The sequence below is a fragment of the Streptomyces sp. NBC_00775 genome, assembly GCF_036347135.1.
Classification (GTDB): Bacteria; Actinomycetota; Actinomycetes; order Streptomycetales; family Streptomycetaceae; genus Streptomyces; species Streptomyces lutosisoli.
In genome coordinates, this window is record NZ_CP108938.1 from 5,488,074 (window position 1) to 5,512,754 (window position 24,681).

The 24,681-nt window shown below is 69.0% G+C and carries 24 protein-coding genes; 12 read left to right on the plus strand and 12 right to left on the minus strand.

Annotation, left to right across the window (positions count from 1 at the left end):
* The first annotated feature begins 32 nt into the window (after positions 1-32).
* On the plus strand, positions 33-1,418 hold the full coding sequence (locus OIC96_RS24430) for a serine hydrolase domain-containing protein (RefSeq protein WP_330305788.1): 1,386 nt from the start codon (positions 33-35) through the stop codon (positions 1,416-1,418).
* Positions 1,419-1,502: 84 nt separating this feature from the next.
* On the opposite strand, the gene OIC96_RS24435 is transcribed toward OIC96_RS24430, so the two are convergent.
* Entirely contained in the window at positions 1,503-1,955 is a 453-nt protein-coding gene (locus tag OIC96_RS24435; protein WP_330305787.1) for a GNAT family N-acetyltransferase, read from the minus strand.
* 39 nt (positions 1,956-1,994) lie between these two features.
* The gene (locus OIC96_RS24440) at positions 1,995-2,453 is read right to left on the minus strand and encodes a MarR family winged helix-turn-helix transcriptional regulator (protein WP_330305786.1); all 459 of its coding nucleotides are present in this window, start codon (positions 2,451-2,453) and stop codon (positions 1,995-1,997) included.
* 144 nt (positions 2,454-2,597) lie between these two features.
* On the opposite strand from OIC96_RS24440, the gene OIC96_RS24445 reads away from it, so the two are divergent.
* On the plus strand, positions 2,598-3,809 hold the full coding sequence (locus OIC96_RS24445) for an MFS transporter (RefSeq protein WP_330305785.1): 1,212 nt from the start codon (positions 2,598-2,600) through the stop codon (positions 3,807-3,809).
* A 122-nt stretch (positions 3,810-3,931) separates the two neighbouring features.
* Positions 3,932-4,351 carry a GlcG/HbpS family heme-binding protein gene (locus tag OIC96_RS24450; protein ID WP_330305784.1) on the plus strand — a complete coding sequence of 140 codons (420 nt, stop codon included), beginning with the start codon at positions 3,932-3,934 and terminating at the stop codon, positions 4,349-4,351.
* A gap of 130 nt (positions 4,352-4,481) precedes the next feature.
* Here the strand turns inward: OIC96_RS24450 and OIC96_RS24455 are convergent, their stop codons facing one another.
* A complete protein-coding gene (locus tag OIC96_RS24455; protein WP_330305783.1) occupies positions 4,482-5,348 on the minus strand; it encodes a GNAT family N-acetyltransferase in 867 nt (288 codons plus the stop codon).
* A 208-nt stretch (positions 5,349-5,556) separates the two neighbouring features.
* Between OIC96_RS24455 and OIC96_RS24460 the strand changes: the two genes are divergently transcribed.
* Both OIC96_RS24460 and OIC96_RS24465 read left to right on the plus strand, forming a co-directional pair.
* On the plus strand, positions 5,557-6,189 hold the full coding sequence (locus OIC96_RS24460; RefSeq protein WP_330305782.1) for an HAD family hydrolase: 633 nt from the start codon (positions 5,557-5,559) through the stop codon (positions 6,187-6,189).
* Between the two features lie 420 nt (positions 6,190-6,609).
* Entirely contained in the window at positions 6,610-8,307 is a 1,698-nt protein-coding gene (locus OIC96_RS24465; RefSeq protein WP_406501793.1) for a globin domain-containing protein, read from the plus strand.
* Between the two features lie 34 nt (positions 8,308-8,341).
* Here the strand turns inward: OIC96_RS24465 and OIC96_RS24470 are convergent, their stop codons facing one another.
* The 5 genes from OIC96_RS24470 to OIC96_RS24490 all read right to left on the minus strand — a co-directional run bounded on the left by OIC96_RS24470 (position 8,342) and on the right by OIC96_RS24490 (position 12,095).
* On the minus strand, positions 8,342-8,824 hold the full coding sequence (locus OIC96_RS24470) for an NUDIX hydrolase (protein WP_327430051.1): 483 nt from the start codon (positions 8,822-8,824) through the stop codon (positions 8,342-8,344).
* Between the two features lie 67 nt (positions 8,825-8,891).
* Positions 8,892-9,797: a LysR family transcriptional regulator gene (locus OIC96_RS24475; protein WP_330305780.1), complete on the minus strand. Its 906-nt coding sequence runs from the start codon at positions 9,795-9,797 to the stop codon at positions 8,892-8,894.
* A 249-nt stretch (positions 9,798-10,046) separates the two neighbouring features.
* Positions 10,047-11,219, minus strand: coding sequence for a cystathionine gamma-lyase (locus tag OIC96_RS24480; protein WP_330305779.1), 1,173 nt, complete (start codon positions 11,217-11,219; stop codon positions 10,047-10,049).
* Positions 11,216-11,707: a low molecular weight protein-tyrosine-phosphatase gene (locus OIC96_RS24485; RefSeq protein ID WP_330305778.1), complete on the minus strand. Its 492-nt coding sequence runs from the start codon at positions 11,705-11,707 to the stop codon at positions 11,216-11,218. The genes OIC96_RS24480 and OIC96_RS24485 overlap by 4 nt, the downstream gene beginning before the upstream one ends.
* Positions 11,708-11,714: 7 nt before the next feature.
* Positions 11,715-12,095, minus strand: a complete 381-nt coding sequence (locus OIC96_RS24490) for a phage holin family protein (RefSeq protein WP_330305777.1) — start codon at positions 12,093-12,095, stop codon at positions 11,715-11,717.
* Positions 12,096-12,176: 81 nt separating this feature from the next.
* Here OIC96_RS24490 and OIC96_RS24495 point away from each other — a divergent pair, with 81 nt between their 5' ends.
* The 4 genes from OIC96_RS24495 to OIC96_RS24510 all read left to right on the plus strand — a co-directional run bounded on the left by OIC96_RS24495 (position 12,177) and on the right by OIC96_RS24510 (position 14,577).
* Positions 12,177-12,494 (plus strand): cupin domain-containing protein, encoded by a 318-nt coding sequence (locus tag OIC96_RS24495; protein WP_327430046.1) that lies wholly within the window; start codon positions 12,177-12,179, stop codon positions 12,492-12,494.
* Between the two features lie 176 nt (positions 12,495-12,670).
* Entirely contained in the window at positions 12,671-12,883 is a 213-nt protein-coding gene (locus OIC96_RS24500) for a DUF5326 family protein (protein ID WP_189187169.1), read from the plus strand.
* A gap of 431 nt (positions 12,884-13,314) precedes the next feature.
* Positions 13,315-14,040: an IclR family transcriptional regulator gene (locus OIC96_RS24505; RefSeq protein ID WP_330305776.1), complete on the plus strand. Its 726-nt coding sequence runs from the start codon at positions 13,315-13,317 to the stop codon at positions 14,038-14,040.
* A 99-nt stretch (positions 14,041-14,139) separates the two neighbouring features.
* Positions 14,140-14,577: an SsgA family sporulation/cell division regulator gene (locus OIC96_RS24510; protein ID WP_067376783.1), complete on the plus strand. Its 438-nt coding sequence runs from the start codon at positions 14,140-14,142 to the stop codon at positions 14,575-14,577.
* A gap of 63 nt (positions 14,578-14,640) precedes the next feature.
* Here OIC96_RS24510 and OIC96_RS24515 read toward each other — a convergent pair whose 3' ends face one another.
* Entirely contained in the window at positions 14,641-16,110 is a 1,470-nt protein-coding gene (locus OIC96_RS24515) for a YibE/F family protein (RefSeq protein WP_330305775.1), read from the minus strand.
* Between the two features lie 220 nt (positions 16,111-16,330).
* On the opposite strand from OIC96_RS24515, the gene thiC reads away from it, so the two are divergent.
* The 3 genes from thiC to OIC96_RS24530 all read left to right on the plus strand — a co-directional run bounded on the left by thiC (position 16,331) and on the right by OIC96_RS24530 (position 20,940).
* Positions 16,331-18,160, plus strand: a complete 1,830-nt coding sequence (thiC, locus tag OIC96_RS24520; RefSeq protein ID WP_330305774.1) for a phosphomethylpyrimidine synthase ThiC — start codon at positions 16,331-16,333, stop codon at positions 18,158-18,160.
* 144 nt (positions 18,161-18,304) lie between these two features.
* Positions 18,305-19,408, plus strand: a complete 1,104-nt coding sequence (locus tag OIC96_RS24525; protein WP_330305773.1) for a hypothetical protein — start codon at positions 18,305-18,307, stop codon at positions 19,406-19,408.
* Positions 19,409-19,515: 107 nt separating this feature from the next.
* The gene (locus tag OIC96_RS24530) at positions 19,516-20,940 is read left to right on the plus strand and encodes a VWA domain-containing protein (protein WP_330305772.1); all 1,425 of its coding nucleotides are present in this window, start codon (positions 19,516-19,518) and stop codon (positions 20,938-20,940) included.
* A gap of 139 nt (positions 20,941-21,079) precedes the next feature.
* Here the strand turns inward: OIC96_RS24530 and OIC96_RS24535 are convergent, their stop codons facing one another.
* From OIC96_RS24535 to OIC96_RS24545, 3 genes are all read right to left on the minus strand, one after another.
* A complete protein-coding gene (locus tag OIC96_RS24535) occupies positions 21,080-21,943 on the minus strand; it encodes a hypothetical protein (RefSeq protein ID WP_330305771.1) in 864 nt (287 codons plus the stop codon).
* 181 nt (positions 21,944-22,124) lie between these two features.
* Entirely contained in the window at positions 22,125-23,288 is a 1,164-nt protein-coding gene (locus OIC96_RS24540; RefSeq protein ID WP_330305770.1) for a metallophosphoesterase, read from the minus strand.
* A gap of 202 nt (positions 23,289-23,490) precedes the next feature.
* A complete protein-coding gene (locus OIC96_RS24545) occupies positions 23,491-24,603 on the minus strand; it encodes a LacI family DNA-binding transcriptional regulator (protein WP_330305769.1) in 1,113 nt (370 codons plus the stop codon).
* Positions 24,604-24,681 lie beyond the last annotated feature (78 nt).

Here is a 24,681-nt window from a genome sequence, read left to right on the forward strand (position 1 = left end):
ACGTCCGGTGACCGGCCGGGTGGACTGTGGGCATGACGACACCTCAGGAAGATCTGCTTCCCGCCACACGTCGGGCCCTGCTGCACCGTATCGCCGTTGCACAGGCCGAAGGGCGGGCACCATCGCTGGTCGCGGCGGTCGTCCGGGGCGGGGAGACGGTGTGGAACGGGGCACGGACCTCGGTGGACGGGCACGGCCCCGACGAGAACGTGCAGTATCGGATCGGCTCGATCACCAAGACCTTCACGGCCGTACTCGTACTGCGGTTGCGTGACGAGGGTGTTCTGGACCTCGGCGACCCGCTGGAGAAGCATCTGCCGGGCACCGGCGCGGGGGAGGTCACCATCGCCGAACTGCTCGCGCACACCGGTGGGTTGGCCGCCGAGTCGCCCGCGCCCTGGTGGGAGCGTACGCCTGGCTCGCTGCGCCCCGAGCTGGCCGACGTGCTGGGCGAACAGCCCTTCCGGCATCCGACCGGGCGCCGGCACCACTACTCGAACCCCGGCTACGCGCTGTTGGGCGCGTTGGTCGAGGAGTTGCGGGGCGCTCCCTGGGAGGAGGTGCTGCGGCGCGAGGTCCTCGAACCACTGGGCCTGCACCGTACGAGCGGTCGACCGCAGGCACCGCACGCGGGCGGCTGGGCGGTCCACCCCTGGGCCGACGTGATGATGCCCGAGCCCGCGCAGGACCTCGGCCGCATGGCTTCGGCCGGACAACTGTGGTCCACCACCGGGGACTTGGCGCGCTTCGCCGTCTTCCTTGCCCGGGGCGACGACCGGGTGTTGACCGCGGCATCCGTACGGGAGATGCGTACGCCCTCCGCGCCGCCCGAGACCGCCGAGCTGGCCGCAGGCTCCGGGTACGGCCTCGGCCTGCAGTTCGTGCACCGCGACGGCCGGACACTCGTCGGGCACTCCGGGTCCCTGCCGGGCTTCATCGCCGGCCTGATGATCGATGCAGAGGAAGACGTGGCAGCGGTCCTGTTGTCCAACTGCACCTCAGGTCCGTCCGCGTTGACCGTCGCCGTCGATCTCGTACGGATCGTCGCGCAGGCCGAACCGAGGATTCCTGAGCCCTGGCGACCGATCTCCGAAGTGGACAGTGCCGTGCTGGAGTTGGTGGGGCAGTGGTACTGGGGGACCTACGCCTTCGGGTTGCGGTTGTCGGCTGACGGGGAGGTCGGCTTGGAGCCGCTGTCCGGTGTCGGTCGGGGCGCCCGCTTCAGGGCGAACGCCGACGGGACCTGGACGGGGCTCGACGGCTACTACGCGGGGGAGCCGCTGCGGGCCGTACGACGCCCGGACGGCTCGGTGAGTCATCTCGACCTCGGGTCGTTCGTCTTCACGCGTCAGCCGTACGAGGAGGGGGCTCCTGTGCCGGGTGGGCTGGATCCCGAGGGCTGGCGAGGGATCAAGTAGGCGGTGTCATGGAGAGGCGGCCTGTTTCACGTGAAACAGGCCGCCTCTCCGCGTGCGGCGCTTGCCAGACGTAGGTGATACGCCTCAGAGCGGCAGCTTGAAGCCCACATGGGAGGCCGTGAAGCCGAGCCGCTCGTAGAAGCGGTGGGCATCGGGGCGAGTGACGTCGGAGGTCAGCTGGACCAGCTGGCAGTTCTGGCGCCGGGATTCGTCGATCGCCCATTCGATGAGCTGGGTGCCGAGGCCGCTGCCGCGTTCGTCGGCGTGGACGCGTACACCTTCGACGATGGCGCGAGTCGCTCCCTTGCGGGACAGTCCGGGAACCACCGTGAGCTGAAGGGTGCCGACGACCCGGCTCTCGCGTACGGCGACGACCAGGTGCTGGTTCGGGTCGCTGCGCAGGCGCTCCAGGGCAGCCAGATAGGGGGTCAGGTCGTCCGGTGACTCGCGTTGGGCGCCCAGTGGGTCGTCCGCGAGCACGGCGACGATGGCGGGCACGTCGGCGGCGACAGCCGCTCGTATTTCAAGATCTCCCATGGCCGCACCCTATGAGGACGTATTCGGGGAGCGCTCGGTTCAGGCGGGCACGCTCGCCGACTCCACGACTCGGACCAGGGGGGCCAGCTCCGGGTTCCTGGCCGCTGTGTCGAGCGCCTCGCGCAGGGCGGCGTCGTTGGTGGGGCGCGCCTCTTCGAGCAGCTTGAGGCCCGTCTCGCTGACGTTCGTGTAGATGCCGCGACGGTCGGTCGGGCACAGATAGCGGGAGAGCAGCCCGCGGTCCTCGAGCCGGGTGACGAGCCGTGTGGTCGCGCTCTGACTGAGGACGACCGCGTCCGCGACCTGCTTCATCTGCAGATGGCCGCCTGTGCCGTCGTGCTGCCGGCTGAGCACATCGAGCAGGGAGTACTCCCGCACGCTCAGGTCGTGATGGGTCTGTAGGGCCCGCTCGATGTGGGCCTCGATCCTCCCGTGCAGCAGGGAGAGGGCGCACCAGCCCTGAGCGAGGGCGGTGAGCGCGGGGTCCGTGGCTGTCATGGCGTTTTCCTCCGTCCCGGAGCGGCTGAAACCCAGGATAGAGCACGCGTGCAATAGTCAGCTGTTGCACATAGCCCGCGTCTGCAACTATTGTGATCGCACGTTAAGCGCTCCTGCAATCGTCTGGGAAGGTGTTACCCCACCATGCCTCTCGCGCTTCTGGCCCTCGCGATCGGGGCCTTCGGAATTGGAACCACCGAGTTCGTGATCATGGGTGTACTGCCCGAGGTCGCCGGTGACTTCGGTGTATCCATCCCCACCGCCGGACTGCTGGTGACCGGCTATGCCCTCGGCGTGGTGATCGGAGCCCCGATCATGACCGCGCTCGGTACGAAGATGTCCCGCAAGCGGATGCTGATGCTGCTGATGGGGCTGTTCGTGCTCGGCAATCTGCTCTCCGCCGTCGCCCCGGTCTTCGGGCTGATGCTGGCGGGCCGCGTGGTCGCCTCGCTCGCCCACGGCGCCTTCTTCGGCATCGGCTCCGTGGTCGCCGCCGAGCTGGTCGCGCCCGAGAAGAAGGCCGGCGCGATCGCCATGATGTTCAGCGGGCTCACCATCGCCAATGTCGTCGGCGTTCCCCTGGGCACGCTGATCGGGCAGTCCGTGGGCTGGCGAGTCACCTTCGCCGGTGTCGCCGCGCTTGGCGTGATCGGGCTGCTGGGCATCGCCAAGCTGGTCCCCGAAATGCCGAAGCCCGAAGGCGTGCAGCTGCGTCACGAACTGGCCGCCTTCAAGAACGTCCAGGTGCTGCTGGCCATGGCGATGACCGTGCTCGGCTTCGGCGGAGTCTTCGCGGCCATCACCTATATCGCTCCGATGATGACCCATGTCGCGGGCTTCGCCGACGGCTCCGTCACTTGGCTGCTGGTCCTCTTCGGCCTCGGCATGGTCGGCGGGAACCTCATCGGCGGCAAGTTCGCCGACCGCGCACTGATGCCGATGCTGTACGTCTCCCTGGGCGGCCTCGCGGTCGTGCTGGCCCTGTTCACCGTCACCGCGCACAACAAGATCCTCGCGGCTGTCACCATCGCCCTGATCGGCGCTCTGGGCTTCGCCACCGTGCCGCCGTTGCAGAAGCGCGTCCTCGACCAGGCGCACGGTGCCCCCACCCTGGCCTCGGCCGTGAACATCGGCGCCTTCAACCTTGGCAACGCCCTCTCGGCCTGGATCGGCGGCATCGTCATCGCCGCGGGTATGGGCTACACCGCCCCCAACTGGGTCGGAGCCGTCCTCGCCGCGAGCGCGCTCCTCCTCGCCGTCCTCTCGGCCGCCCTGGAACGCCGCACGGACGCCCCGAGCGCCGTCGTCGTGGCCGGCGGCGCGCCTGCCGAACAGCGAACCGCCGTCCACCACTGACCGGCGTCGAGCCAGGTGTGGGGCCAGGGCCGTCCCCGCACCGACTCGACCCTGCATCACCCGCACTCGATCCGACACCACCCGCACTCGACTCAGCACGCCCCCACAAGGAGACACCCCTCATGAGCACCACCGCCGTCGCCCCGCTGACCATCGAGGACGCCGAAGTCCTCGTCACCGCGGCCCGCCGCGCCGCCGAAGCCTCCGGAGTCAGGGTCAGCGTCACCGTCCTCGACGCGGGCGGTCATCTGCTCGCTTTCCGGCGCGACGACCAGGCCGTCCTGATCTCAGGTGAGACGAGCACGCGCAAGGCCTACACAGCGCTGCAGCTGGACTCCGCCACCGCCGACCTCGTCGACGCGGTCCAGCCCGGCGGCCTCTTCCACACCTTGCCCACCGCGCTCGACCGGCCCCTGCTGTTCATCGCGGGCGGCGTACCGGTCCACCGCGACGGCCGCCTGATCGGCGCGATCGGTGTCGGTGGCGGCATGCCGGATCAGGACCACGGCTTTGCCGTCGCAGCCGTCGAGTCGCTCTCCTGACGTATGTGAGCACAGAAGTCGTACGTGAGTAGAGAGGTGTCGGTCCCCCAGCGTCCTATGGGGGACCGACACCTCCTTTTGGGTTTCTCGGTGCCGCGCCCCGAAGCCGGCCTGATCCGAAAGAAGGGCCCTAAGCTGCCGCCACCGTCAGTGGAGCGAAGCGTCGCGTCCAGTCCCCAGGCAGCTCCGAGATCCCGTACGTCATGACCGAGTTGAAGCTGATGGACGCCAGTCCGCGCTCCTTCAGCCACGACAGCAGCTCTTCGTGCCGTACGTCGATGTCGGTGCGCAGAGGGCGATCGGTGTGGGCGGCCAGCGAGGTGATGAGTGCCTTCGCGGTCTCCGTGTCGCGGGCGATCAGCGGACCCACGACATGGTTGTTCATATTGGGCCAGGCGGATGCGTACCCGATGATCCGGCCGTTCTCCTCGGCGACGCGCAGCTGGTCGGAGAAGGCGGGCAGCCGCGCGATCATGTGGGTGCGATCAGACCCGAAGATCTCCTCGTCGAGGCGGAGGATGGCGGTGAGGTCCTCGGCCGTGGCCGGGCGCGTGAAGACCTCGGGTTCCGGCCTGCCGGGGACGAAGTGTCCACGGACCATCTCGGCGCGGCCGGTGACCTTGAAACCCAGTTCCTCGTAGAGCGGGCGGCCGTACGCCGTCGCATGCAGGGTCAGCGGGGTGGTGCCCATCTCCGCGACCACATGCCGCATCAGTCGACGGCCGACGCCTTGGCGGGCATGCCTCTCGGCGACGAGCACCATGCCGATCGCACTCAGATCAGGGCACTCCCGCGGTCCGTACTCGGTCACGACGCAGGCGGTGACGAGGCCGCCTTCGGGGTCATCGATGCCGTAACCGGTTCCCGCCGTGAGGAGAAGACCCCACTTGTGCTCCTCGCGGGGCCAGCCCCGGTCCTCGGACAAGTCGGCGCAGGCGGTGAGATCGCGAGGCGTCAGACGACGGATGGGCAGAGCGGCGAGGGAAGGTGTCGACACGCAGGTCAGGCTGTCTGACACCCACCCCTGACGTCCACCCGTTTGCGGGCACACGTACGCGCTTTTGGCCATGTCGTGCACAACCGCACAGCGCGCGGACAGATGTTTCACGTGAAACGGCGCGATCAACAGCTCGGCTCGCCAGCGAACGGATCAATGGCTGGGCTTGCCGGTGGAGGGACAGCTCACACCGCTAACCTCGGCCGACATGGCACGACTTCATCTCTTCGATCTCGACGGGACGTTGCTGCACGGGAGCACCGCACCGGTGGAGATCTCGCGGCAGCTCGGACGGGAAGCCGAGACCGTGGCACTCGATCAGGCGATCTCCGAGGGGCGCATAGGCCCTCCGGAGTACGCGACACAGGTGCATGCCCTGTGGACGGAGCTCACCGAGGCGCATGTGACGGCGGCTTTCGAGGGAGCGCCCTGGCTGTCCGGCATCGAGGATGTCTGGGCGGAGATCCGGGGGAACGGTGACTACTGCGCCGTTGTCTCGCTCTCGCCCTCCTTCTTCGTGGAACGGCTGACGGCGTGGGGAGCGCACGCGGCATACGGCTCACGGTTTCCCGCCGTGCCGTTCACCGAGCCGGTCGACCCGGCGGGGATTCTCAGCAGCGCGGCCAAGGTGCAGATCGTCGACCGGCTCTGTGAAGAGTTCGGGGTGGGCCGGGCCGACTGCGTGGCCTACGGCGACTCATTGTCGGACAGGGACCTGTTCGGTGCCGTGCCGGTATCCGTCGCGGTCAATGCGGATCGACATCTGGCGGGCCTCGCCACCCACTCCTACGTGGGACGGGATCTGTGGGATGCCTATGAATTGGTCCGTCGGGCCCGTTAATTGAGGCAATTGATGTATCGGCTCCCGCCAATTCATGGTGGCGGAAGCGGGGACTTGTGTATGGAGCGGCTGCCGGTATGGTCGAGTCCGGTTCGCGTCCACCGAGATGTACGCACGTCTCGTGGGGGCACGAACGCAGGCCAATGCAGCCTAACGGGACGGAGAGATCGAAGACTCGCATTTTCCGTTATGCGGCCGGGTGTTGACTCGGGGTGGGATGCTGCGGTGAGGGTACTGCGGCCAATGTCACATTCTCGCCTTACTTGTCCGTACGGAGCGGGAATCCGGGTTCAATGTGGCCGCATTGGGCGACGGGGACTGAACCGGGAAAGAAAGCAAGCCGTCTGCGGGGGAAAGCAGGCATCTTCCGACCACGGAAGTGCGCAGACCGACCGAAAGATGTTCGAGGCGAGGCACACCATGGACGCTCCGACCACCACGTCGGCCGACAACGGCACTTCCGGCGGCAACGGAGGGGGCGGCTGGTTCACGCCGCGCAAGGAGCCGGCGCCTTCCGGCGGGGAGCAGGGGGCAGCCGGCGGCCGTCGACTCGCCGCAATGCGTCCGGTCGGCCGACCCACCACGGGACAGGGAACGCCTGGACAGGGAACGTCGGCGCAGGAAACGCCAGAGCGGGAAACAGCGGCGCAGGAACGAATATCCTCGGCCGTGCAAGCGTCACCCGCGCCGGACGAGGCCGCGCCGACGCACCGACAGGCAGCACCGACCGCGACGCGGCCCCAGGAAGCAGAACCGACTGCGATGCGGCCTTACGAGGCGGCACCGACTGAGATGCGCCCCCGTCAGCCGTCACAGCCCGAGGCGCCGCGCCCTGAGCCGGAGTCCGCCCACGGCGCCCATGGCGCTCACAACGCCCACGAAGCCGTACGACCGCAGTCGGGCCCCGCGCAGCCCGGACACGGCGCTCCGCAGCCTGATCCCACTCCGGAGCCGCGTGTGCCCGTCCAGAGGCCCGCCCCCGAGGCGGCCCCCGCTCCGAAGGCGTCCCCCGACGCCGTGCTGATCCGCCGGACCATGGCCGAGGTCGGCCCCGTCGCCGACAAGGTCACCTCGTACTTCTACGCGCTGCTCTTCGTGCGCCACCCGGAACTGCGCTCGCTGTTCCCCGCCGCGATGGACACCCAGCGGGACCGGCTGCTCAAGGCGCTGCTGACCGCCGCCGAGCACATCGACAACACCGAGGTCCTCGTCGCGTATCTGCAGAACCTCGGCCGTGGACACCGCAAGTACGGCACCCGGCCCGAGCACTACCCGGCTGTCGGCGAGTGCCTCATCGGTTCGCTCAGCCGGTTCGCCTCGGCGATCTGGGAGCCCGAGATGGAGGCGGCCTGGGTGCGTGCGTACACGACGATCTCCCAGGTCATGATCGACGCGGCGGCCGTGGACGAACTGCGTGCCCCGGCCTGGTGGTACGCCGAGGTGGTCTCGCACGATCTCAGGACCCCGGACGTCGCCGTCGTCACGGTTCGCCCCGACCAGCCGTACCCCTTCCTCGCCGGGCAGTACACAAGCCTGGAGACGCCGTGGTGGCCGCGGATCTGGCGGCACTACTCGTTCGCCTCGGCGCCCCGCTCCGACGGACTGCTGGCGTTCCATGTGAAGGCGGTTCCGGCGGGCTGGGTGTCCAACGCGCTGGTGCACCGCGCCCGGCCCGGCGACATCATCCGGCTCGGCCCGCCGGCCGGCTCGATGACTGTCGACCACACCACCGACAGCGGACTGCTCTGTCTGGGCGGCGGCACCGGCATAGCGCCCATCAAGGCCCTGGTCGAGGATGTCGCCGAGCACGGAGAGCGCCGCCCGGTCGAGGTCTTCTACGGGGCCCGCACCGATCACGACCTGTACGACATCGACACGATGCTGCGCCTCCAGCAGAGCCACCCCTGGCTCGCGGTACGCCCGGTCGTCGACCAGCAGGCTCATCTCCAGCTGCCGGACGTCGTACGCGAGTACGGGCCGTGGAACGAGTACGACGCCTATCTCTCGGGTCCGCCCGGAATGATCCGCAGCGGTGTGGACGCGCTGAGGGACATCGGCATCCCGTCGGATCGCATACGCCACGACTCCGTCGAGGAACTCGTCGCGGCCGGGGACTGAGCAAGGCCCCAGAGGGCCCTCCCCGCGCCGTACGTCAGCCCAGGTCAGGCGCGTGCATCGCCCGTACGCCCTCGATGTTCCCGTCGAGGTAGTGCCGCAGGGACAGCGGTACGAGGTGGACGGAGGCGATCCCGACGCGGGTGAAGGGCACACGGACGATTTCGTACTCGCCGCACGGCTCGTCGATCTCGGGGCCGTGGCGCTGGGCCGGATCCATGGACTCCAGACGGCAGACGAAGAAGTGCTGCACCTTCACGCCGGTCGCGCCGCCGTCGTCGCCGATGTGCTCGACGGTGTCGACGAAGCAGGGCACCACATCGGTGATCTTGGCGCCGAGCTCTTCATGCACCTCACGGTGGAGTGCGTCGACGACAGTCGTGTCCTCCGGTTCGACCCCGCCACCCGGTGTGAGCCAGTAGGGATCGACGCCGGGCTTGGTGCGTTTGATGAGAATCAGGTCGTCGCCATCGAGCAGGATGGCGCGGGCGGTGCGCTTGACCACGGGTCGGACGGTCATGGGAGAAATGTGGCCCGGCTGGTTCCACGTGAAACATCGTGGAGCCCTGAGACCTTCAGGAGGGCCCTCAGCTCCAGTCGACCGCCGCCCTCAGCAGCCACTCATGCGCCCGCGCGATGTGCGGCATCGCCAGCGTTCCGGTGCGGACCACCAGAAAGTACGTACGCAACGGAGGGACCGCCGGGTCGAGGAGTGCCACGACGTCGCCGCGCTCCAGTGCGGCGGCGCAGAGATACCGGGGTAGTACGGCGATGCCGGCGCCCGCGGTGGCGCAGGCGAGGACCGCGCGCAGATCGGGGACGACGACGGTGCCCGCGGCAGCCGGGCGGGAGTCGAAGACGGAGGCCCAGTAGCGGGCGACGAGCGGCAGCGACTCGTGCACCTCGACGACGGGGAAGTTCTCCAGGGCGTAGGCGCCCTTGCGGCGCAGCTTGCCGGGGCCGACGCAGGCGGCCCAGCGCGGGGCGGCGACCAGGACGTGCTCCTCGTCGCAGAGCGGAGTCGCGGTGAGCAGCGCACCGCGCGGACGGGCCGTCGTAATGGCCAGATCATGATGTCCGGCGGCGAGCCCCTCCAGCGTCTCCTCGGCGTTCCCGAAGGAGGCCCGCAGCGCGAAGCCCTGGCCGTCGTCGCCCGTCAGCTCCGTGAGCGCGGGCAGCGCCCGTTCCGCGGTGAACTCCGGCGGCCCGGCGAGATGCAGGGTGCGTATTGAGGAGTCCTCGTCGAGGCCGGTCTCGGCGATCTCCACCAGGGCGTCGAGATGCGGTGCGGCCTTGTGGGCGAGTTCGTCGCCGATGGTCGTCGGAGTCACCCCGCGGGCCTGGCGCAGAAACAGGGGCCGCCCCAACTGCCGCTCCAGTGTGCGGATCTGCGAGGTGACGGCCGGCTGCGAGAGTCCGAGCAGCGCGGCGGCGCGGGTGAAGGAACCGGCCCGGTGCACAGTCACAAAAGTGCGCAGCAAGGCCAAATCCATGGTGCCCCTCCCCTCCCAGCACCCCCGCGCGAGCCCTAACTATAAATAAGTCGATAGGTCTCTGTCGCTACTGTGATTGGACACTGACACAGAGTCAACTAGCCTTGTTCGCGCGGTTCTTCGCGCGCAGAACCGGGACGGTCCGAGCCACGAGGGGGGAGGCTCGGACCGTCCGTTGTACGTAGCGAGGTACTAAACCCGCGGCCCGGAGGCGCGCAGCAGCGTACTCACCGGTCGCTCAGGAACGGTTCACTCCGCGGATTCCTCGAGAGCGCGCAGAACGTCCGCCACCAGGTCCTCGGGATCCTCGGCGCCGGCCGAGAAACGGATGAAGCCTTCCGGCACCGCGTCCCCGCCCCACCGGCCGCGCCGCTCGGCCGTGGACCGCACGCCGCCGAAGCTCGTCGCCTCGTCCACCAGCCGCAGCGCGTCGAGAAAACGGTCTGCACGCGCGCGCGTGGGCAGCGTGAAGGACACCACGCACCCGAAGCGCCGCATCTGCTGTGAAGCGATCTTGTGCGAGGGGTCGTCGGGCAGCCCCGGGTAGCGCAGCCCGGTCACCTCGGGCCGCTCCCGCAGCGCCTCGGCGATCACCAGGGCGTTGGCGGTCTGCCGGTCGGCGCGCAGCTGGAGTGTGGCCAGCGAGCGGTGCGCGAGCCAGGCCTCCATGGGGCCGGGGATCGCGCCGACGATCTTCCGCCAGCGTCGTACGGGAGCCATCAGAGCGGCGTCGCGGACGGTGACGTATCCCAGGAGAAGGTCGCCGTGCCCGGTGAGCATCTTGGTGCCGCTGGCCACGGAGAAGTCGGCGCCCAGCTCCAGCGGGCGCTGTCCGAGCGGGGTCGCCAGGGTGTTGTCGACGGCGACGAGGGTGCCCTGCGCGTGAGCCGCCGCGACGAGCCGTCGTACGTCGCACACGTCGAGGCCCGGGTTCGACGGCGTCTCGATCCACAGCAGCTTCGCGCCGTTGAGGACCTCCAGCTGGGCGTCGCCGCCGGTCGGGGCGGTGCGCACCTCGATGCCGTACGCGGTCAGTTGTTCGCGCACCAGCGGTAGCACCTGATAGCCGTCGTCGGGCAGGACCACGACGTCGCCGGCGCGCAGCTGGGAGAAGAGCACCGCCGAGATGGCGGCCATGCCGGAAGGGAAGGCGAGCGTTTCGACGCCGTCCTGTCCGGGGGCCTCCAGCTCGCCTATGGCGCGCTCCAGGAGCGTCCACGTCGGGTTCTCGTCACGGCCGTAGGTGTACGGGCCGGTGGGCTCGCCGGGCAGGTGGTAGTGCGCGGCGAAGGCCGGGCCCGGGAGCGTCGGTTCGTACTTGACGGGTTCGGGCAGTCCGGCCCGAACCGCGCGCGTGCCGTCGCCCTGCCCTGCCGCGCGCGTGCCGTCACCGCTGGCCGTAACGGAATCTCCTGACGTCATGCCGCCCGTCCCTCCACTCGCTCCTGTATCGCGGCGAGCAGTCCGGGGCTCGCCGCTTCCACCATCTCAAGACACTCTTCGAAGCCATCTATATGTCCGTAATACGGATCGGGAACGTCCAGATCGTCGCCCGCGGCGGGGTCGTACGACCGCAGCAGCTTGACCTTGTCCGCGTCCTCGGCCGTGGGCGCGAGGCGGCGCAGGGCCTTGAGGTGGCCGGAGTCGAGGGCGATGACGAGGTCGAGGCGGGAGAACCACGAGGCCTGGAACTGCCGGGCCGCGTGGCTGCTCTCGTAGCCGCCGGCCTCCAGCACGGCGACGGTGCGCGAGTCGGCGCCGTCGCCTTCGTGCCAGCCGCCCGTGCCCGCGCTGTCGACCTCGACGAGGCCGTCGAGCCCGGCCTCTTCTATGCGGGCGCGGAAGACGGACTCGGCCATCGGGGAGCGGCAGATGTTGCCGGTGCAGACGAAACAGACGCGATAGGGCATCGGGCACTCAGTCCTTGCCGTCGGGCAGTACGACGTTGAGCGCCCAGGACACGACGGAGATGATCAGGCCGCCGACGACGGCGGTCCAGAAGCCCTCGACGTGGAAACTCAGATCGAGCTTGTCGGCCAGCCATGAGGTGAGCAGCAGCATCAGGGCGTTGACCACAAGGGTGATCAGGCCGAGCGTGAGGATGAAGAGCGGGAACGTCAGCACCTGCACGATCGGCTTGACCAGGAAGTTGACCAGGCCGAAGACCAGCGCGACGAGCAGCAGCGTGCCGATCTTCTTGCCGGTGCTGCCGCCCGTCAGGGTGATCTTGTCGAGCAGCCACACGGCGACGGCCAGGGCCCCCGCGTTGGCGAGCGTCTTGACTACGAAATTCTTCATGTGTCTGATCGTGGCAGAAGAGATCGACTGGCGACCATGGCTGTGGACAGGGCTTGTGGCGCACGAGAGCGGACGAGGGCGATGAAGGCATTCCGGCTGGACGAACTGGAGGCGGAGCGCGCCGCCAACGACGGTGCCTACCTGCAGTTTCTGCGCGAGCGGAACATGTCGGTCGGCCTTTACGCGCTCGACGCGGGCGAACTCGACTCGCAGAAGCCGCACCAGCAGGACGAGGTGTACTTCGTGGTGAGCGGGCGGGCCTCGATCACGGTCGGCCTGGAGACCACCCAGGTGGCGCGCGGCAGCGTCGTCTACGTGCCCGCGGGGGTCGCCCACAAGTTCCATCACATCACGGAGGACCTGAGGGTTCTGGTGGTGTTCTCTCCGCCGGAGAGCTGACCTCCGCCTCAGGGTTCCCTAGGGGAACGGTCAGGGGAGGACAAGGGGTGCGAGACCCCCGCTCGGCCCCCTCTCGGCTCTAGCATCGAGTGCAGGACATCAATGCACGACATCAGAGAACCCGGAATCAAGCCCCTGGACTTGGGGCACCGGGCGGAGAGGTAAGGACGAGGGCGATGCGAGAGATCTTCAACGGTATGCCGTGGTGGGTGAAGTGGGTCGCGGTGCCGGTCATCGCCCTGGTTGTCTTCGGCACGGTGATAGTCAGCGTGCTCAGTGTGGTCATCAGCCTGCTCTTCAAGGCACTGGTCTTCGTCGCGCTGGTCGGCGGACTGATCTACATCGTGCGGAAGTTCATGTCGAGTTCGTCATCGCGCAGCGACTGGTGAGGCGCGAGAGGGTGAGCGATCGGTAACGGGCAGGCCGGTAAAGGGAACCCGAGGTTCCCTCGGCCGAGGGAAGTTTTCCGGCGAGGCCGTCTGCCAGCGGTGGCGGGCGGTTACAGTCCGGAATTCGACGCGGGGTCGATCCCCCGCGGGCAGCGCACAGCCCCCTCCCGTGTGCCCCCGCACGGGCGGTCCCCCTCGCGCTTCGGGAGTGCCCCTTGGCCACGGTTGACACCGCACCCGCAGATTCACTGACTCCACCCGTCCAGCGATCGGGTGTGCCGGCGGGGTCATGTGTCCCGCCCGCCCAACCACGCACCACGCCAGGGGAGCCACGCGCTCCGCGCAGCACCCCAGGGGAGACACCCACTCTGCGCACCCCTCCGGCGGAGGCCGCGCCCCTGGAGCCGCACCCCACGACCCTGATCGGCTCCGTGCAGCGGGCGATGCGCCTTCTGGAGGCCGTCGCTTCGCGCGAGCAGGGCGCGCCTGCCAAGCAGCTCGCCCGGGAGGCCGGGCTCGCTCTGCCGACGGCGTACCACCTGCTGCGCACCCTGGTCCACGAGGGCTATCTGCGCCGCGACAAGGGGCTGTTCTTTCTCGGCGAAGCCGCCGAGCGGCTGAGCAGCAGCGGAGCGCAGCAGAAACGTCGCAGCACGGTGAGCGACGCGCTCGCGCATTGGCGCGATTCGATCGGCGTACCCGTCTACTACGCGATCTACCGCGACGGGGAGATCGAGGTCATGTGCGTCGCCGACACCCCGGGAAATCCCGCGGTGGAGGAGTGGGCCGACTTCCGGGAGACCGGGCACGCGCACGCGATCGGCCAGTGCCTGCTGTCCCAGCTGGACGAGAAGGCCCGCCGAGATCACCTCGACCGCTACCCCGTGCAGTCGATCACTCCGTACACGGTGCGTGACAACGACAGTCTGCTGCGGCGCCTGGAGCGGACGGGCCGGATGGAGCCCGTCATCGAGCGCCAGGAGTACGCGCTGGGCACGGTCTGCGCCGCGATCCCCATCACGGCAGGCTCCGCTGCCGGGACCATGGCCATTTCCCTGCCGTCTCACCAGGCCGAGCGTCTGCTGCCCGCCGCACGGCAATTGCAGAGCGAAATCGGCAGGCTGCTAGGGACACTCGCCATCTCTATCAGTATCTGAAAACTCACTCCTTGTGATCTGGTGTGCACGTTAAGCAAGATTCCTGCAGTGTCAGGGGGACGATTCCTGGCCAGTCGACGGCAAACGACGGGGTAGGCGATGCGCGAGTCGGTACAGGCAGAGGTCATGATGAGCTTCCTCGTGTCGGAGGAGCTGTCCTTCCGCATTCCGGTGGAGCTGCGATACGAGACCTGTGATCCGTACGCCGTGCGGCTGACCTTCCATTTGCCCGGCGACGCGCCGGTGACCTGGGCGTTCGGGCGGGAGTTGCTGATCGACGGCGTGGGCCGGCCGTGCGGTGACGGCGATGTGCACATCGCGCCCGCCGACCCGGAGGCGTTCGGCGAGGTGCTGATCCGGCTTCAGGTGGGCGGCGACCACGCGCTGTTCCGGTCAGGGGCGGCGCCACTCGTGGCGTTCCTGGACCGTACGGACAAGCTGGTGCCGCTGGGGCAGGAGCGTTCCCTCGCCGACTTCGACGCGCACCTCGACGAGGCGCTGGACCGCATCCTGGCGGAGGAGCAGAGCGCGGGCTGAGGAACCGTCGCACACCCAAGTGGAGTAACGCTTCCTCTCAAGTCACACCGGCATCAGGAGACTTCAGCGCTTGCGGCGGCGGCCCTTCCCGCCGCGTGCCGGCGTCCTGGACCCGGAGGGCTCCACAGGGCCGGCCGCGGTCTCCGGGCGGTCCGCGGAGACCACCAGGGCGGCCAGCACGGTGGTTACCGGCACCGAGGCGACCAGACCGATCGAGCCGACCAGGGTGCGCACGATTTCCTCGGCGACCAGTTCGCTGTTGGCGACCGTGCCCACGCTGCTCTGGGCGATCGAGAAGAGCAGCAGCAGCGGCAGCGCGGCGCCCGCGTACGCCAGGACGAGGGTGTTGACGACCGACGCGATGTGGTCGCGGCCGATACGGATGCCCGCGCGGTACAGGCCGCGCCAGCCCATCGTGGGGTTCGCCTCGTGCAGCTCCCAGACCGCGGACGTCTGCGTCACCGTCACATCGTCGAGCACACCGAGCGAACCGATGATGACGCCCGCGAGCAGCAGACCGCTCATGTCGATGGACGGGTACAGGCCGTGGATCAGGCCGGTGTTGTCGTCGGTGTTGCCGGTCAGTGCCGCCCAGCCGATGAATTCGGAGCCGAGCACACCGATCAGCAGCAGCGAGAGCAGCGTGCCGATCACCGCCACCGATGTACGGGCGGAGAGGCCGTGGCACATGTAGAGCGCGATCAGCATGATGGCGCTGGCTCCGACGACCGCCACGATCAGCGGATTCGAGCCCTGCAGGATCGCGGGCAGGATGAAGAACGTCAGGATCAGGAAGCTGACGGCCAGCGCGACCAGCGCCATGATGCCGCGCATCCGGCCCACCACGACGACAACCAGTGCGAAGATCCCGGCGAGCAGGGCCATGGGGAGCTTCCGGTTCACATCGGTGACCGAGTACTGGAGATCCTTGGGCGCGGAGGGCTCGTACGCGACCACGACCTTCTCGCCCTCGTGCAACTGCCGCGACTGGTCGGGCTGGACGATCTCGGTGAACGTACGGCCCTTGTCCTTGCCGGTGTCGACCCGGATCGTCGCCTTCTTGCAGTCGCCCGTCGCCTGCTGCTGCGCGGAGGAGCCCTCGGCGGTAGAGGTGTCGCCCGTCGCGGTCTCCCCCGAGGCGTTCACGGACTTGCAGTCCACCTTGACGACCTTGGTGACCGTCGCCTGCTGGGTCTGCCGGTCGAAGCCGACGCCGGTGCGCTCGTGAGAGGGAGCGCCGCCGGGCCACAACACCACAAGACCCACGACGACCGCCGCCGCAAAGGGGATCAGCACCGCGGCGATGACCTTGCGCAGATGCTTGGACACAGGGGTGGCGGGGCCATGGCTGTGACTGTGCGAGTGGCCGTGCCCGCCGCCGGGACCGTGGCCGTGCCCGTTGCCTGGTCCGTGACCGTCGCCGGGTCCGGGGCCATGGCCGCCACCGGCCGGAGCATGCCCGCGGCCGTCACCGGAACCGGGTCCGCGCGGCGGCTCGGACGGTGGGAACGGGGACTGCTGTGTCGTGGTCACCGACCGATCATCGCAAGAACGGCGGGGGCCCTCTGTTCACCGCGCCAGATATGACGCTAGCGTGGAGGCACCTTTGCACACGCGGGAGCTCGGAGCACCGGGCTGAGAGGGCGCTGACCTTCGTCTCAGCGATGTTTCACATGAAACATCGGCGGACGGAAGCCGCTGCGTCGACCGCCGAACCTGTTACCGGGTAATGCCGGCGTAGGGAGTAGGTCTCATGACCAACAAGGACGTACGCACGCCTGCCTCCAGCCAGACGGACGGGGCGCTTGCTCCGGCCGAGAACGGTGGGGTGTCCGCCCCGACCGAGAACGGCGAGGCCGGGAAGTCCATCGGCTGGCACAAGGGGTACGTCGGGGGTTCACGCCCCGATCTACGGGTGCCGGTCCGCCAGGTGCACCTCACCAACGGGCAGTCCGTCACGCTGTACGACACCTCCGGCCCGTACACCGATCCGACCATCGACACCGATGTACGCAGGGGTCTGGCGCCGCTGCGCGAGAACTGGATCATCGCCCGCGGTGACACCGAGGAGTACGCGGGCCGCCCGGTCCGTCCCGAGGACGACGGGATCAAGCACACCTCACCGCGCGGGGGCCTGCGCAACCTCGACGCGGTCTTCCCGGGGCGGCCGCGTCAGCCGCGCAGGGGCCGCGCCGGAGAGGCGGTCACGCAGCTCGCGTACGCCCGGCGCGGCGAGATCACGCCCGAGATGGAGTTCGTGGCGGTCCGCGAGAACGTCGACCCCGAGGTCGTGCGCGAGGAGATCGCCGCCGGCCGCGCGGTGCTGCCTGCGAACGTGAACCACCCGGAGATCGAGCCGATGATCATCGGCAAGCGGTTCCTGGTGAAGGTCAACGCCAACATCGGCAACTCGGCCGTCACGTCCTCCATCGAGGAGGAGGTCGAGAAGATGACCTGGGCGACCCGCTGGGGCGCCGACACGGTCATGGACCTGTCCACCGGCCGCAACATCCACACCACCCGCGAGTGGGTGCTGCGCAACTCCCCCGTCCCCATCGGCACCGTGCCGCTCTACCAGGCGTTGGAGAAGGTGGACGGCCGCGCCGAGGAGCTGACCTGGGAGATCTACAAGGACACGGTCATCGAGCAGGCCGAGCAGGGTGTGGACTACATGACGGTCCACGCGGGGGTACGCCTGCCGTATGTGCCGCTCACCGCGAACCGCAAGACCGGCATCGTTTCGCGCGGCGGCTCGATCATGGCGGCCTGGTGCCTGGCGCACCACAAGGAGTCGTTCCTGTACGAGAATTTCGAGGAGCTCTGCGAGATCCTCGCGGCGTACGACGTCACGTACTCGCTCGGCGACGGGCTGCGGCCCGGGTCGATCGCGGACGCCAACGACGCAGCGCAGTTCGCGGAGTTGAGGACGCTCGGGGAACTCAACACGATCGCCAAGCGTTTCAACGTACAGACCATGATCGAGGGCCCGGGACATGTCCCGATGCACAAGATCAAGGAGAACATCGACCTTCAGCAGGAGATCTGTGATGAAGCTCCGTTCTATACGCTCGGCCCGCTGACGACGGACGTCGCGCCGGCGTACGACCACATCACCTCCGGCATCGGTGCCGCGATGATCGCCTGGTGGGGCACGGCCATGCTCTGCTATGTCACGCCCAAGGAGCACTTGGGCCTGCCCAACCGTGACGACGTCAAGACCGGCGTCATCACCTACAAGATCGCCGCCCACGCAGCCGACCTCGCCAAGGGGCACCCCGGTGCGCAGGAATGGGACGACGCGCTGTCCGACGCCCGCTTCGAGTTCCGGTGGGAGGACCAGTTCAACCTGGCCCTCGACCCGGACACGGCACGGGAGTTCCACGACGAGACACTGCCGGCCGAGCCCGCCAAGACGGCTCACTTCTGCTCCATGTGCGGGCCGAAGTTCTGCTCGATGAAGATCTCGCAGGACATCCGGCGGGAACACGGCGGTTCGCAGGTGGAGATCGAAGAGGGCATGGCGCAGAAGTCCAAGGAGTTCGCGGCCGCGGGCAATCGGGTCTACCTGCCCATGGCCGACTGAGCCGGACACAGGTGCTGACTCCTTCGCCCGGGCCCCGGTGACAACGACCGGGTCCTGCCTGGGCTGTGGGACGTTCCGCGGCCACGTCGTAACGGAAGAGACAAGATCGCGCATGGCGTGATCAACATCCCTACGCTGCCTGACATGGGCGGGATCGATGTGGCCAATGGAGTCGTCGGGGCTGTGCTGGGGATGCTGTTCGCGGTGCTGTTCCAACAGCCGCTGCAGGACGGCTGGTACAGGCTGCGCACTCGCTCCACGAGAGCGGTGCGCAGCCTGAGGCAGCGGGAGGAGTCCAGCCCCGCGTGGAGAACCTTCTCACTGGGTCCTCTTCAGACCTCCGCCCTGATCGTGGAAGGCGACGGCGAGTCGTCCATACCCGCCGAAGCCGTCTACATCCAGGTGCTCGACGAGGAGATCGAGTTGCCTTCGGACATGGTCGGCTGGCGGGCCGAGGTCGAGGCGGAGAGCGAGGGTCTGCGGGCAGAGGGCCGGACACCGTTGTGGAACGGTCCTCGATACGCGGTCGAATCGTTCGACGTCTCCCGCACCGCTCTCGACGAGCAGCCCGAAGTCCACCTGCGGCTGCGCCCGACGGACTACTACACCTTTCTGGCGGCTCAGCAGCTCGACCGCCGGCTGGCCGACGGAACAAGCCCGCGTTCCCGCTATCTCGACCCGGACAATCCGCTGCTGGCGCCCGGGTTTCTGCAGTGCAGCTTCGCTGTGAACATTGCCGTGGTGACAGCCGACGACATGCTGGTCGTCAGCCGACGCAGTGACCGGGTCCGTATGGCGCCGGGTGTCTGGAACTCCTCCGTCAACGAGGGCATGTCCCGGCACATCGACTCCTCCGGCAGGAGCGCTCCCGACCTGTACGCGGTCGCCCGGCGTGGCATGCGGGAGGAATTGTCCATCGAACCTCACGAGTACTCACTGGAGCTGCTCGCCTTTGTACTGGACATCGACAAGCGCCACTGGAGCGCCCACTTCTACGCCAGGCTGAAGGACCTGACTCGCGAAGGTCTGCAAACGCGTATGAGCAGAGGGGTCGCGGATCGCTGGGAGCATCAGACCATCGACTATGTGCCCTTCCGCCCCGCGCCAGTGGTCAAGTACATGCTGCGTGCCGACCGCATTCACCGGTGGGCCCCCCTCGCGCCGGCGCTCTTCCACCTCGCATTGGTGCACGCCTTCAGCCGCACGCCGGTCGAAAGAGCGGCGGCGCAGATTGTTCGTCGTATGTAGAGGCATGTAGACGCAGTGGGTGGGGTGCGTGGGGTTCGGAGGCGTTCGATGCGTGTGGGTGTGTATCGAACGGCCCCGGTGCTGGGTTCTCTCGGCAGACTGGGCGCATGACATCGACAGCCATGAGCAAGGGCGCCAACCTTCCCGTCGTCGCCGGGGCCGTGCAGGCCGTGCTCGGCTGGAGAGGAGGGGCCGGTGCGCCGGATGCGGATGCCTCGGCGCTGCTGCTCGGCGCGGACGGACGGGTGCGGGGTGACGGTGACTTCGTCTTCTACAACCAGCCGCGTCATGCCTCCGGCGCCGTACGCCATCTCGGGAAGCAGCGGGACGCCGCCGGCACGACGGACACGGTCGAGGTGGACCTGCGCGCCCTGGAGCCGGGCATCGAGCGGGTCGTGCTGTGCGCCTCGGCCGACGGTGGCACGTTCGGTGAGCTGACCGGACTGACGCTCACGCTGCTCGATGCCGGGACGCGGCAGGAGGTCGCGCGCTTCGAGATGGAGGCCACGACGGAGACGGCGTTCATCGGGGGTGAGCTGTATCTGCGGGGCGGCCAGTGGAAGTTCCGTGCGGTCGGACAGGGCTATGCGTCCGGACTCGCGGGGCTGGCCACCGACTTCGGGATCAGCGTGGACGAGGAGGCCGGCGCGGCCGGGGGCCCGGAGCCCAGCACCGCAGGGGTCGGGGCGCCTGCCCCGGCTGCCGTTCCGCCTGTGGCGCAGCCCGCCCCGGCGGTTCCAGCCGTACCCCCCACCCCCGCCCCTCGCCTCGTCAAGGGCGAGGAGCAGTTGCCCGTGGACATGCGCAAGCGGCTCTCGCTGCGCAAGGAGCAGGTCGCGGTCAGCCTGGAGAAGCACGGTGCGGCGGGGGTGACGGCCCGCGTCGTCCTGGTCCTGGACGCCTCCGGGTCGATGTCCTTCCTGTACTCGAAGGGCGTCGTGGCCGACGTGGTGGAGCGGATGGCGGCGGTGGCCGCGCAGCTGGACGACGACGGGGTGATGCAGGCGTGGACGTTCGCGTCCCATCCGGCGCGGCTGCCGGATCTCGGTCTGGGAGAACTGCCCGAGTGGCTGGAGCTCCATGTCCGGGTCGGTGAGCTGAGCCTGTTCCGACGGAGCAAGAAGCCGCGGAAGGGCCTGCGGCCGGGGCAGGTGGACATGCGCACGGTCGGGATCCAGAACGAGGAGCAGAAGGTGATCGCCGAGGTCCGGACGTATGTGCGCGAGCACCCGGCCACCGATCCCACGCTGGTGCTGTTCTTCTCCGACGGCGGCGTCTACCGCAACAAGGAGATCGAGAAGGAGCTGCTGGAAGCGGTCGAGGAGCCGGTCTTCTGGCAGTTCGTGGGCCTGGGACGGTCCAACTACGGCGTGCTGGAACGGTTCGACACGCTGCCGGGCCGACGCGTCGACAACGTGGGGTTCTTCGCCGTCGACGACATCAGCGACGTACCGGATCCGGAGCTGTACGACCGGCTGCTGTCCGAGTTCCCGGCCTGGATGACCGCGGCCCGGCAGCTGGGCATCATCTGACGGCGCCCTGCCGGACGGCGCACGGCGGACATGGCCCACCGGTTCGGGCCCGCGCCCCATCAGCGCGGGCCCCGGTTTCCTCCCCACACCCGGCCGTAGCCCGGACATGAGCCGCCCGGTCGGCCCGGGCGCCCGGGTGTCACTCCGGCTGGTGCTCCGGCCCTCCGAAGTCCGGGCTCGTGAAGTCAGGGCTGGTGAAGCTCGGGCGCGGGCCGGCCGCGGGGCCGCCGTCGGGGCTGCTGAACCCCGGCCGGTCGTAGCCGAGATGCGGGATGCGGCTGGGAGCCGGTGCCGGACGGCCCAGCGCCGCGGAGCCCGGGTCGGCGAGGGCCTCCCGGAGGAACGGCAGGATGCCGCGCTCCAGCAGGGCATCGCGCCAGGCTTCCCTGGCCCGGGCCACCTGTTCGCTCAGCTCGCCGCGCGCTCCGGCCTGGAGTGAGGACGAGCTGTTGCGCAGTGCGGTCAGCAGCAGTCCGACCGCGGCGACCAGAATCGCGGCCGCCGTGACCGCGCCGAAGACCCACCCGGTGGTCAGGAGGGTCTTGGCGAACGTCTGTTCGGGGTCGAGCATATTCAGCAGGTACCCCACGAGCAGGAAGATCGCCGCGGCCGTCCCGGCGAGGACCGGGGCGAGCACCGCGACGACGGCGATGGCACCGGCTCCGGCGGTCTCGGACACTTCCCCCACGGTGGCGGCGAGCCCCATCGCGGTCGCGCCCGGCTCCGCTGAGCCGGCTTCCTCGTTCATGACCGGGGCGGACGGCGCCGGCTGGCGCAGTTCCTCGCGGATCTTGACGTAGTGCTGGTATTCGGTCGCCGCGGCCGCCGTGATGAGAGCGGTGGCGTTGAGCGCCATGGTGCGCAGCTGTTCGGGGTTGAGCCGCTGGCCGACAGCGGCGAGTTCCGGGCGGTGTGGTGCGGAGCGCAGCGCCTCATCGAGGATCCGCTCGTACTCTTGGCGGTCCTCGCTCAGCAGGTGCTGCGGAACGCTGTTCATGTGCATCCCCCGATGCTCCGTAGGGCTGGTGGCTCGCACGCTGACGAGCCGTCGGGCAGAAACGGAGGGGAGCCTGCTACGGATAAGCTGATGGTAGAGCGGTGACGGCACGCCGTGACAGGGGGTTTCCAGAAATTGCCCCCTGGCCAGCGCAGTCCTCCGTGGGGGACGCCTGCCCGAGGAACGCTCAGCTATCCAGGGGAAGTTGCCGGACCAGCAGCTTTCCGGCCATGGTCACTCCGCCGTCCATCGCGATGGCCAGCCCGTCGGCGTAAAGATGCGGTCCCTCGACCACCGGGCCCGCGCCGTCCTCGCCCTCCTCCGAGCCGACCTCGCCCAGGAGGTACGGAATAGGGCTGTGACCATGGACGATGCGGGTGCCGCCGTACGCGCCGAGCAGTTCCCGAACGGCCTCGGCGCCCCCGTCGTCCCGGAACGCGAAGCGCTTGGTGAACTTGCGGAAGAGGTCCCAGCACTCGTCCGCGTCGTTGCGGGTGAGGGTTTCGCGGACGGTGTCGTTGACCGCTTCGATGGAGTCGCCGTAGTCGAGATAGGCGGTGGTGTCGGAGTGCACCAGGAGGTGTCCGTCGACCTGCTCCATGGCGTCGAGGCGGGCCATCCACTGCAAGTGGTGGTCCTGGAGACGGTCCATGTCGGTCTTCTGGCCGCCGTTGAGCAGCCAGGCGGCCTGGAAGGTGGCGGTGCCCGCGCCGGAGTTGACGGGGGTGTCGCCGAACCGCTTGGCACCGAGCAGCAGCAGCTCGTGGTTGCCCATGAGGGCCTTGCAGTAGCCGCCGGCCGCGGCCGCCTCGGCGGACAGCCGCATCACGAGGTCGATCACGCCGATGCCGTCCGGGCCGCGGTCGGTGAAGTCGCCGAGGAACCACAGGCGCGCGGTCCCGGCGGACCAGTTGCCCGCGGCGTCGATGAGTCCCTGCTCCTGGAGCGCGGCGACCAGCTGGTCGAGATAGCCGTGCACATCGCCGACGACGTACAGCGGACCCGGCCCGTCGCCGGGCGCCGGGGCGGCCACGGCGTCGGGGTCAACGGCGACCTGAAGCGTGTCACCCCGGTTGATGACGGGCAGATCGCGCCGAGTGGGCGTGTACTCCGCCGAGTACTCCGCGGACGGGTACTCGGCAGGCGGGTAATCCGCGGACGAGTGAGCCGCGGCCGCGTACTCGGCGGACTCCTCGGCGGGTCTGGCGCCCTCGCCGGGAGGCGTGCTCTGCGCGTACGGACCGGTCTCGGGGACGTACGGACCGGTCTCGTGGACGTACGCGGGCACCCGGAAGTCGCGCAACGTCGCCGTCCGCACCACCTCGGGTCCCTGACCGGCCCCCTGAGTCATCGACCCCTCCACCACCATCGCGCCGCATCTGCACCGGATCGGACTGCCTGGTCGCAGCGGCCCGCGGTGTCGTCCGCCCATCATAGGAATGCGGATCGCGCCATGTGATGACCCAGGGGTGGTGAATCGGAGGAGGAGCCCAGTTCACCGCGGTTTTCGCCCGAATTGGGCGGGGCTTTCCCCGCCCTTTCGGCGTCGGGCGTCAACCCTTCTCGGGTGATCGGGGCGCACTGACCGTCGTACGGGGCGGACGACGCTCGGAGGACGTCCGCACGATCAGCTCCGTCGGTATCACCTGCTCGACCGGTTGGTCCGATTCGACCCCTTCGATGGCGTCGATGAGGAGCTGGACCACGGCCGTGCCGATCCGGCGCGGTTTGAGGGAGAGCGTTGTGATGGGCGGCTCGGTGTTGGCGTAGACGGTCGACTCGCTGCAGCAGACCAGCAGCAGGTCGTCCGGTACGCGCAGACCGTAGCGCCGGGCCGCGGCCAGCAGGTCGGTGCCGTTCGGGTCGAAGAGACCGTAGACGGCGTCGGGGCGGTCGGGCCGGGCGAGGAGTCGGTCGGCGGCGACGGCCCCAGCGCACGGATCGTGCGCCGGGTAGGCCTCGTACACCGGATCCTGGCCCACGCGCTCACACCAGCGCAGATACGCGGTGGTGGAGAGATGGGTGTACGTGTCCGTGGTGGTGCCGGTGAGGAGGCCGATCCGGCGGGCGCCGGCGTCGGCCAGATGGTCGAGGATGCCCAGGACCGCGGCCTCGTGGTCGTTGTCCACCCAGGCGGTGACCGGGAGCGAGCCCGCCGGGCGGCCGTCGGAGACGACCGGTAAGCCCTGCCGGACCAACTCGCTGACCACCGGGTCCTGGTCGGACGGGTCGATGACCACGGTTCCGTCCAGGGCGACGTTCGACCACACGTCGTGGCGCGAGGTCGCGGGGAGGATGACCAGGGCGTAGCCCCGGGCGAGCGCGGCCGAGGTGGCGGCTCTGGCCATCTCCGCGAAGTACGCGAACTCCGTGAAGGTGAAAGGTTCATCCCCGTACGTCGTCACGGTCAGGCCGATGAGGCCCGACTTGCCGGTACGGAGGGTTCGGGCCGCGGCCGACGGGCGATAGCCCAGCCGGTCGGCGACCTCGCGGACGTGGCGTCGGGTGGCGTCCGGGAGCCGGCCCTTGCCGTTGAGGGCATCGGACACAGTCGTGATGGAGACCCCTGCGGCCGCAGCCACGTCTCTGATACCCGCCCGGCCCGGTCGACCGCCTCGGCGGGAGGTCTCCGCCCGGCTCACCTGGTGCTTCCCTGCTGCTGTCATGGCGAGCCGATAGTAGGGCTCATGCGGTGGGGTAGTGCGGACGCATATGCACTCGTTGACAGGCACGTTTCTGCATGG

Bases quoted from the DNA above. Each gene is read 5' to 3' on its own strand.
- OIC96_RS24430 (WP_330305788.1), top strand. From the start codon at position 33: ATGACGACACCTCAGGAAGATCTGCTTCCCGCCACACGTCGGGCCCTG.
- OIC96_RS24435 (WP_330305787.1), bottom strand. From the start codon at position 1,955: ATGGGAGATCTTGAAATACGAGCGGCTGTCGCCGCCGACGTGCCCGCC.
- OIC96_RS24440 (WP_330305786.1), bottom strand. From the start codon at position 2,453: ATGACAGCCACGGACCCCGCGCTCACCGCCCTCGCTCAGGGCTGGTGC.
- OIC96_RS24445 (WP_330305785.1), top strand. From the start codon at position 2,598: ATGCCTCTCGCGCTTCTGGCCCTCGCGATCGGGGCCTTCGGAATTGGA.
- OIC96_RS24450 (WP_330305784.1), top strand. From the start codon at position 3,932: ATGAGCACCACCGCCGTCGCCCCGCTGACCATCGAGGACGCCGAAGTC.
- OIC96_RS24460 (WP_330305782.1), top strand. From the start codon at position 5,557: ATGGCACGACTTCATCTCTTCGATCTCGACGGGACGTTGCTGCACGGG.
- OIC96_RS24465 (WP_406501793.1), top strand. From the start codon at position 6,610: ATGGACGCTCCGACCACCACGTCGGCCGACAACGGCACTTCCGGCGGC.
- OIC96_RS24470 (WP_327430051.1), bottom strand. From the start codon at position 8,824: ATGACCGTCCGACCCGTGGTCAAGCGCACCGCCCGCGCCATCCTGCTC.
- OIC96_RS24475 (WP_330305780.1), bottom strand. From the start codon at position 9,797: ATGGATTTGGCCTTGCTGCGCACTTTTGTGACTGTGCACCGGGCCGGT.
- OIC96_RS24480 (WP_330305779.1), bottom strand. From the start codon at position 11,219: ATGACGTCAGGAGATTCCGTTACGGCCAGCGGTGACGGCACGCGCGCG.
- OIC96_RS24485 (WP_330305778.1), bottom strand. From the start codon at position 11,707: ATGCCCTATCGCGTCTGTTTCGTCTGCACCGGCAACATCTGCCGCTCC.
- OIC96_RS24490 (WP_330305777.1), bottom strand. From the start codon at position 12,095: ATGAAGAATTTCGTAGTCAAGACGCTCGCCAACGCGGGGGCCCTGGCC.
- OIC96_RS24495 (WP_327430046.1), top strand. From the start codon at position 12,177: ATGAAGGCATTCCGGCTGGACGAACTGGAGGCGGAGCGCGCCGCCAAC.
- OIC96_RS24500 (WP_189187169.1), top strand. From the start codon at position 12,671: ATGCGAGAGATCTTCAACGGTATGCCGTGGTGGGTGAAGTGGGTCGCG.
- OIC96_RS24510 (WP_067376783.1), top strand. From the start codon at position 14,140: ATGCGCGAGTCGGTACAGGCAGAGGTCATGATGAGCTTCCTCGTGTCG.
- thiC (WP_330305774.1), top strand. From the start codon at position 16,331: ATGACCAACAAGGACGTACGCACGCCTGCCTCCAGCCAGACGGACGGG.
- OIC96_RS24525 (WP_330305773.1), top strand. From the start codon at position 18,305: ATGGGCGGGATCGATGTGGCCAATGGAGTCGTCGGGGCTGTGCTGGGG.
- OIC96_RS24530 (WP_330305772.1), top strand. From the start codon at position 19,516: ATGACATCGACAGCCATGAGCAAGGGCGCCAACCTTCCCGTCGTCGCC.
- OIC96_RS24535 (WP_330305771.1), bottom strand. From the start codon at position 21,943: ATGCACATGAACAGCGTTCCGCAGCACCTGCTGAGCGAGGACCGCCAA.
- OIC96_RS24540 (WP_330305770.1), bottom strand. From the start codon at position 23,288: ATGACTCAGGGGGCCGGTCAGGGACCCGAGGTGGTGCGGACGGCGACG.
- OIC96_RS24545 (WP_330305769.1), bottom strand. From the start codon at position 24,603: ATGACAGCAGCAGGGAAGCACCAGGTGAGCCGGGCGGAGACCTCCCGC.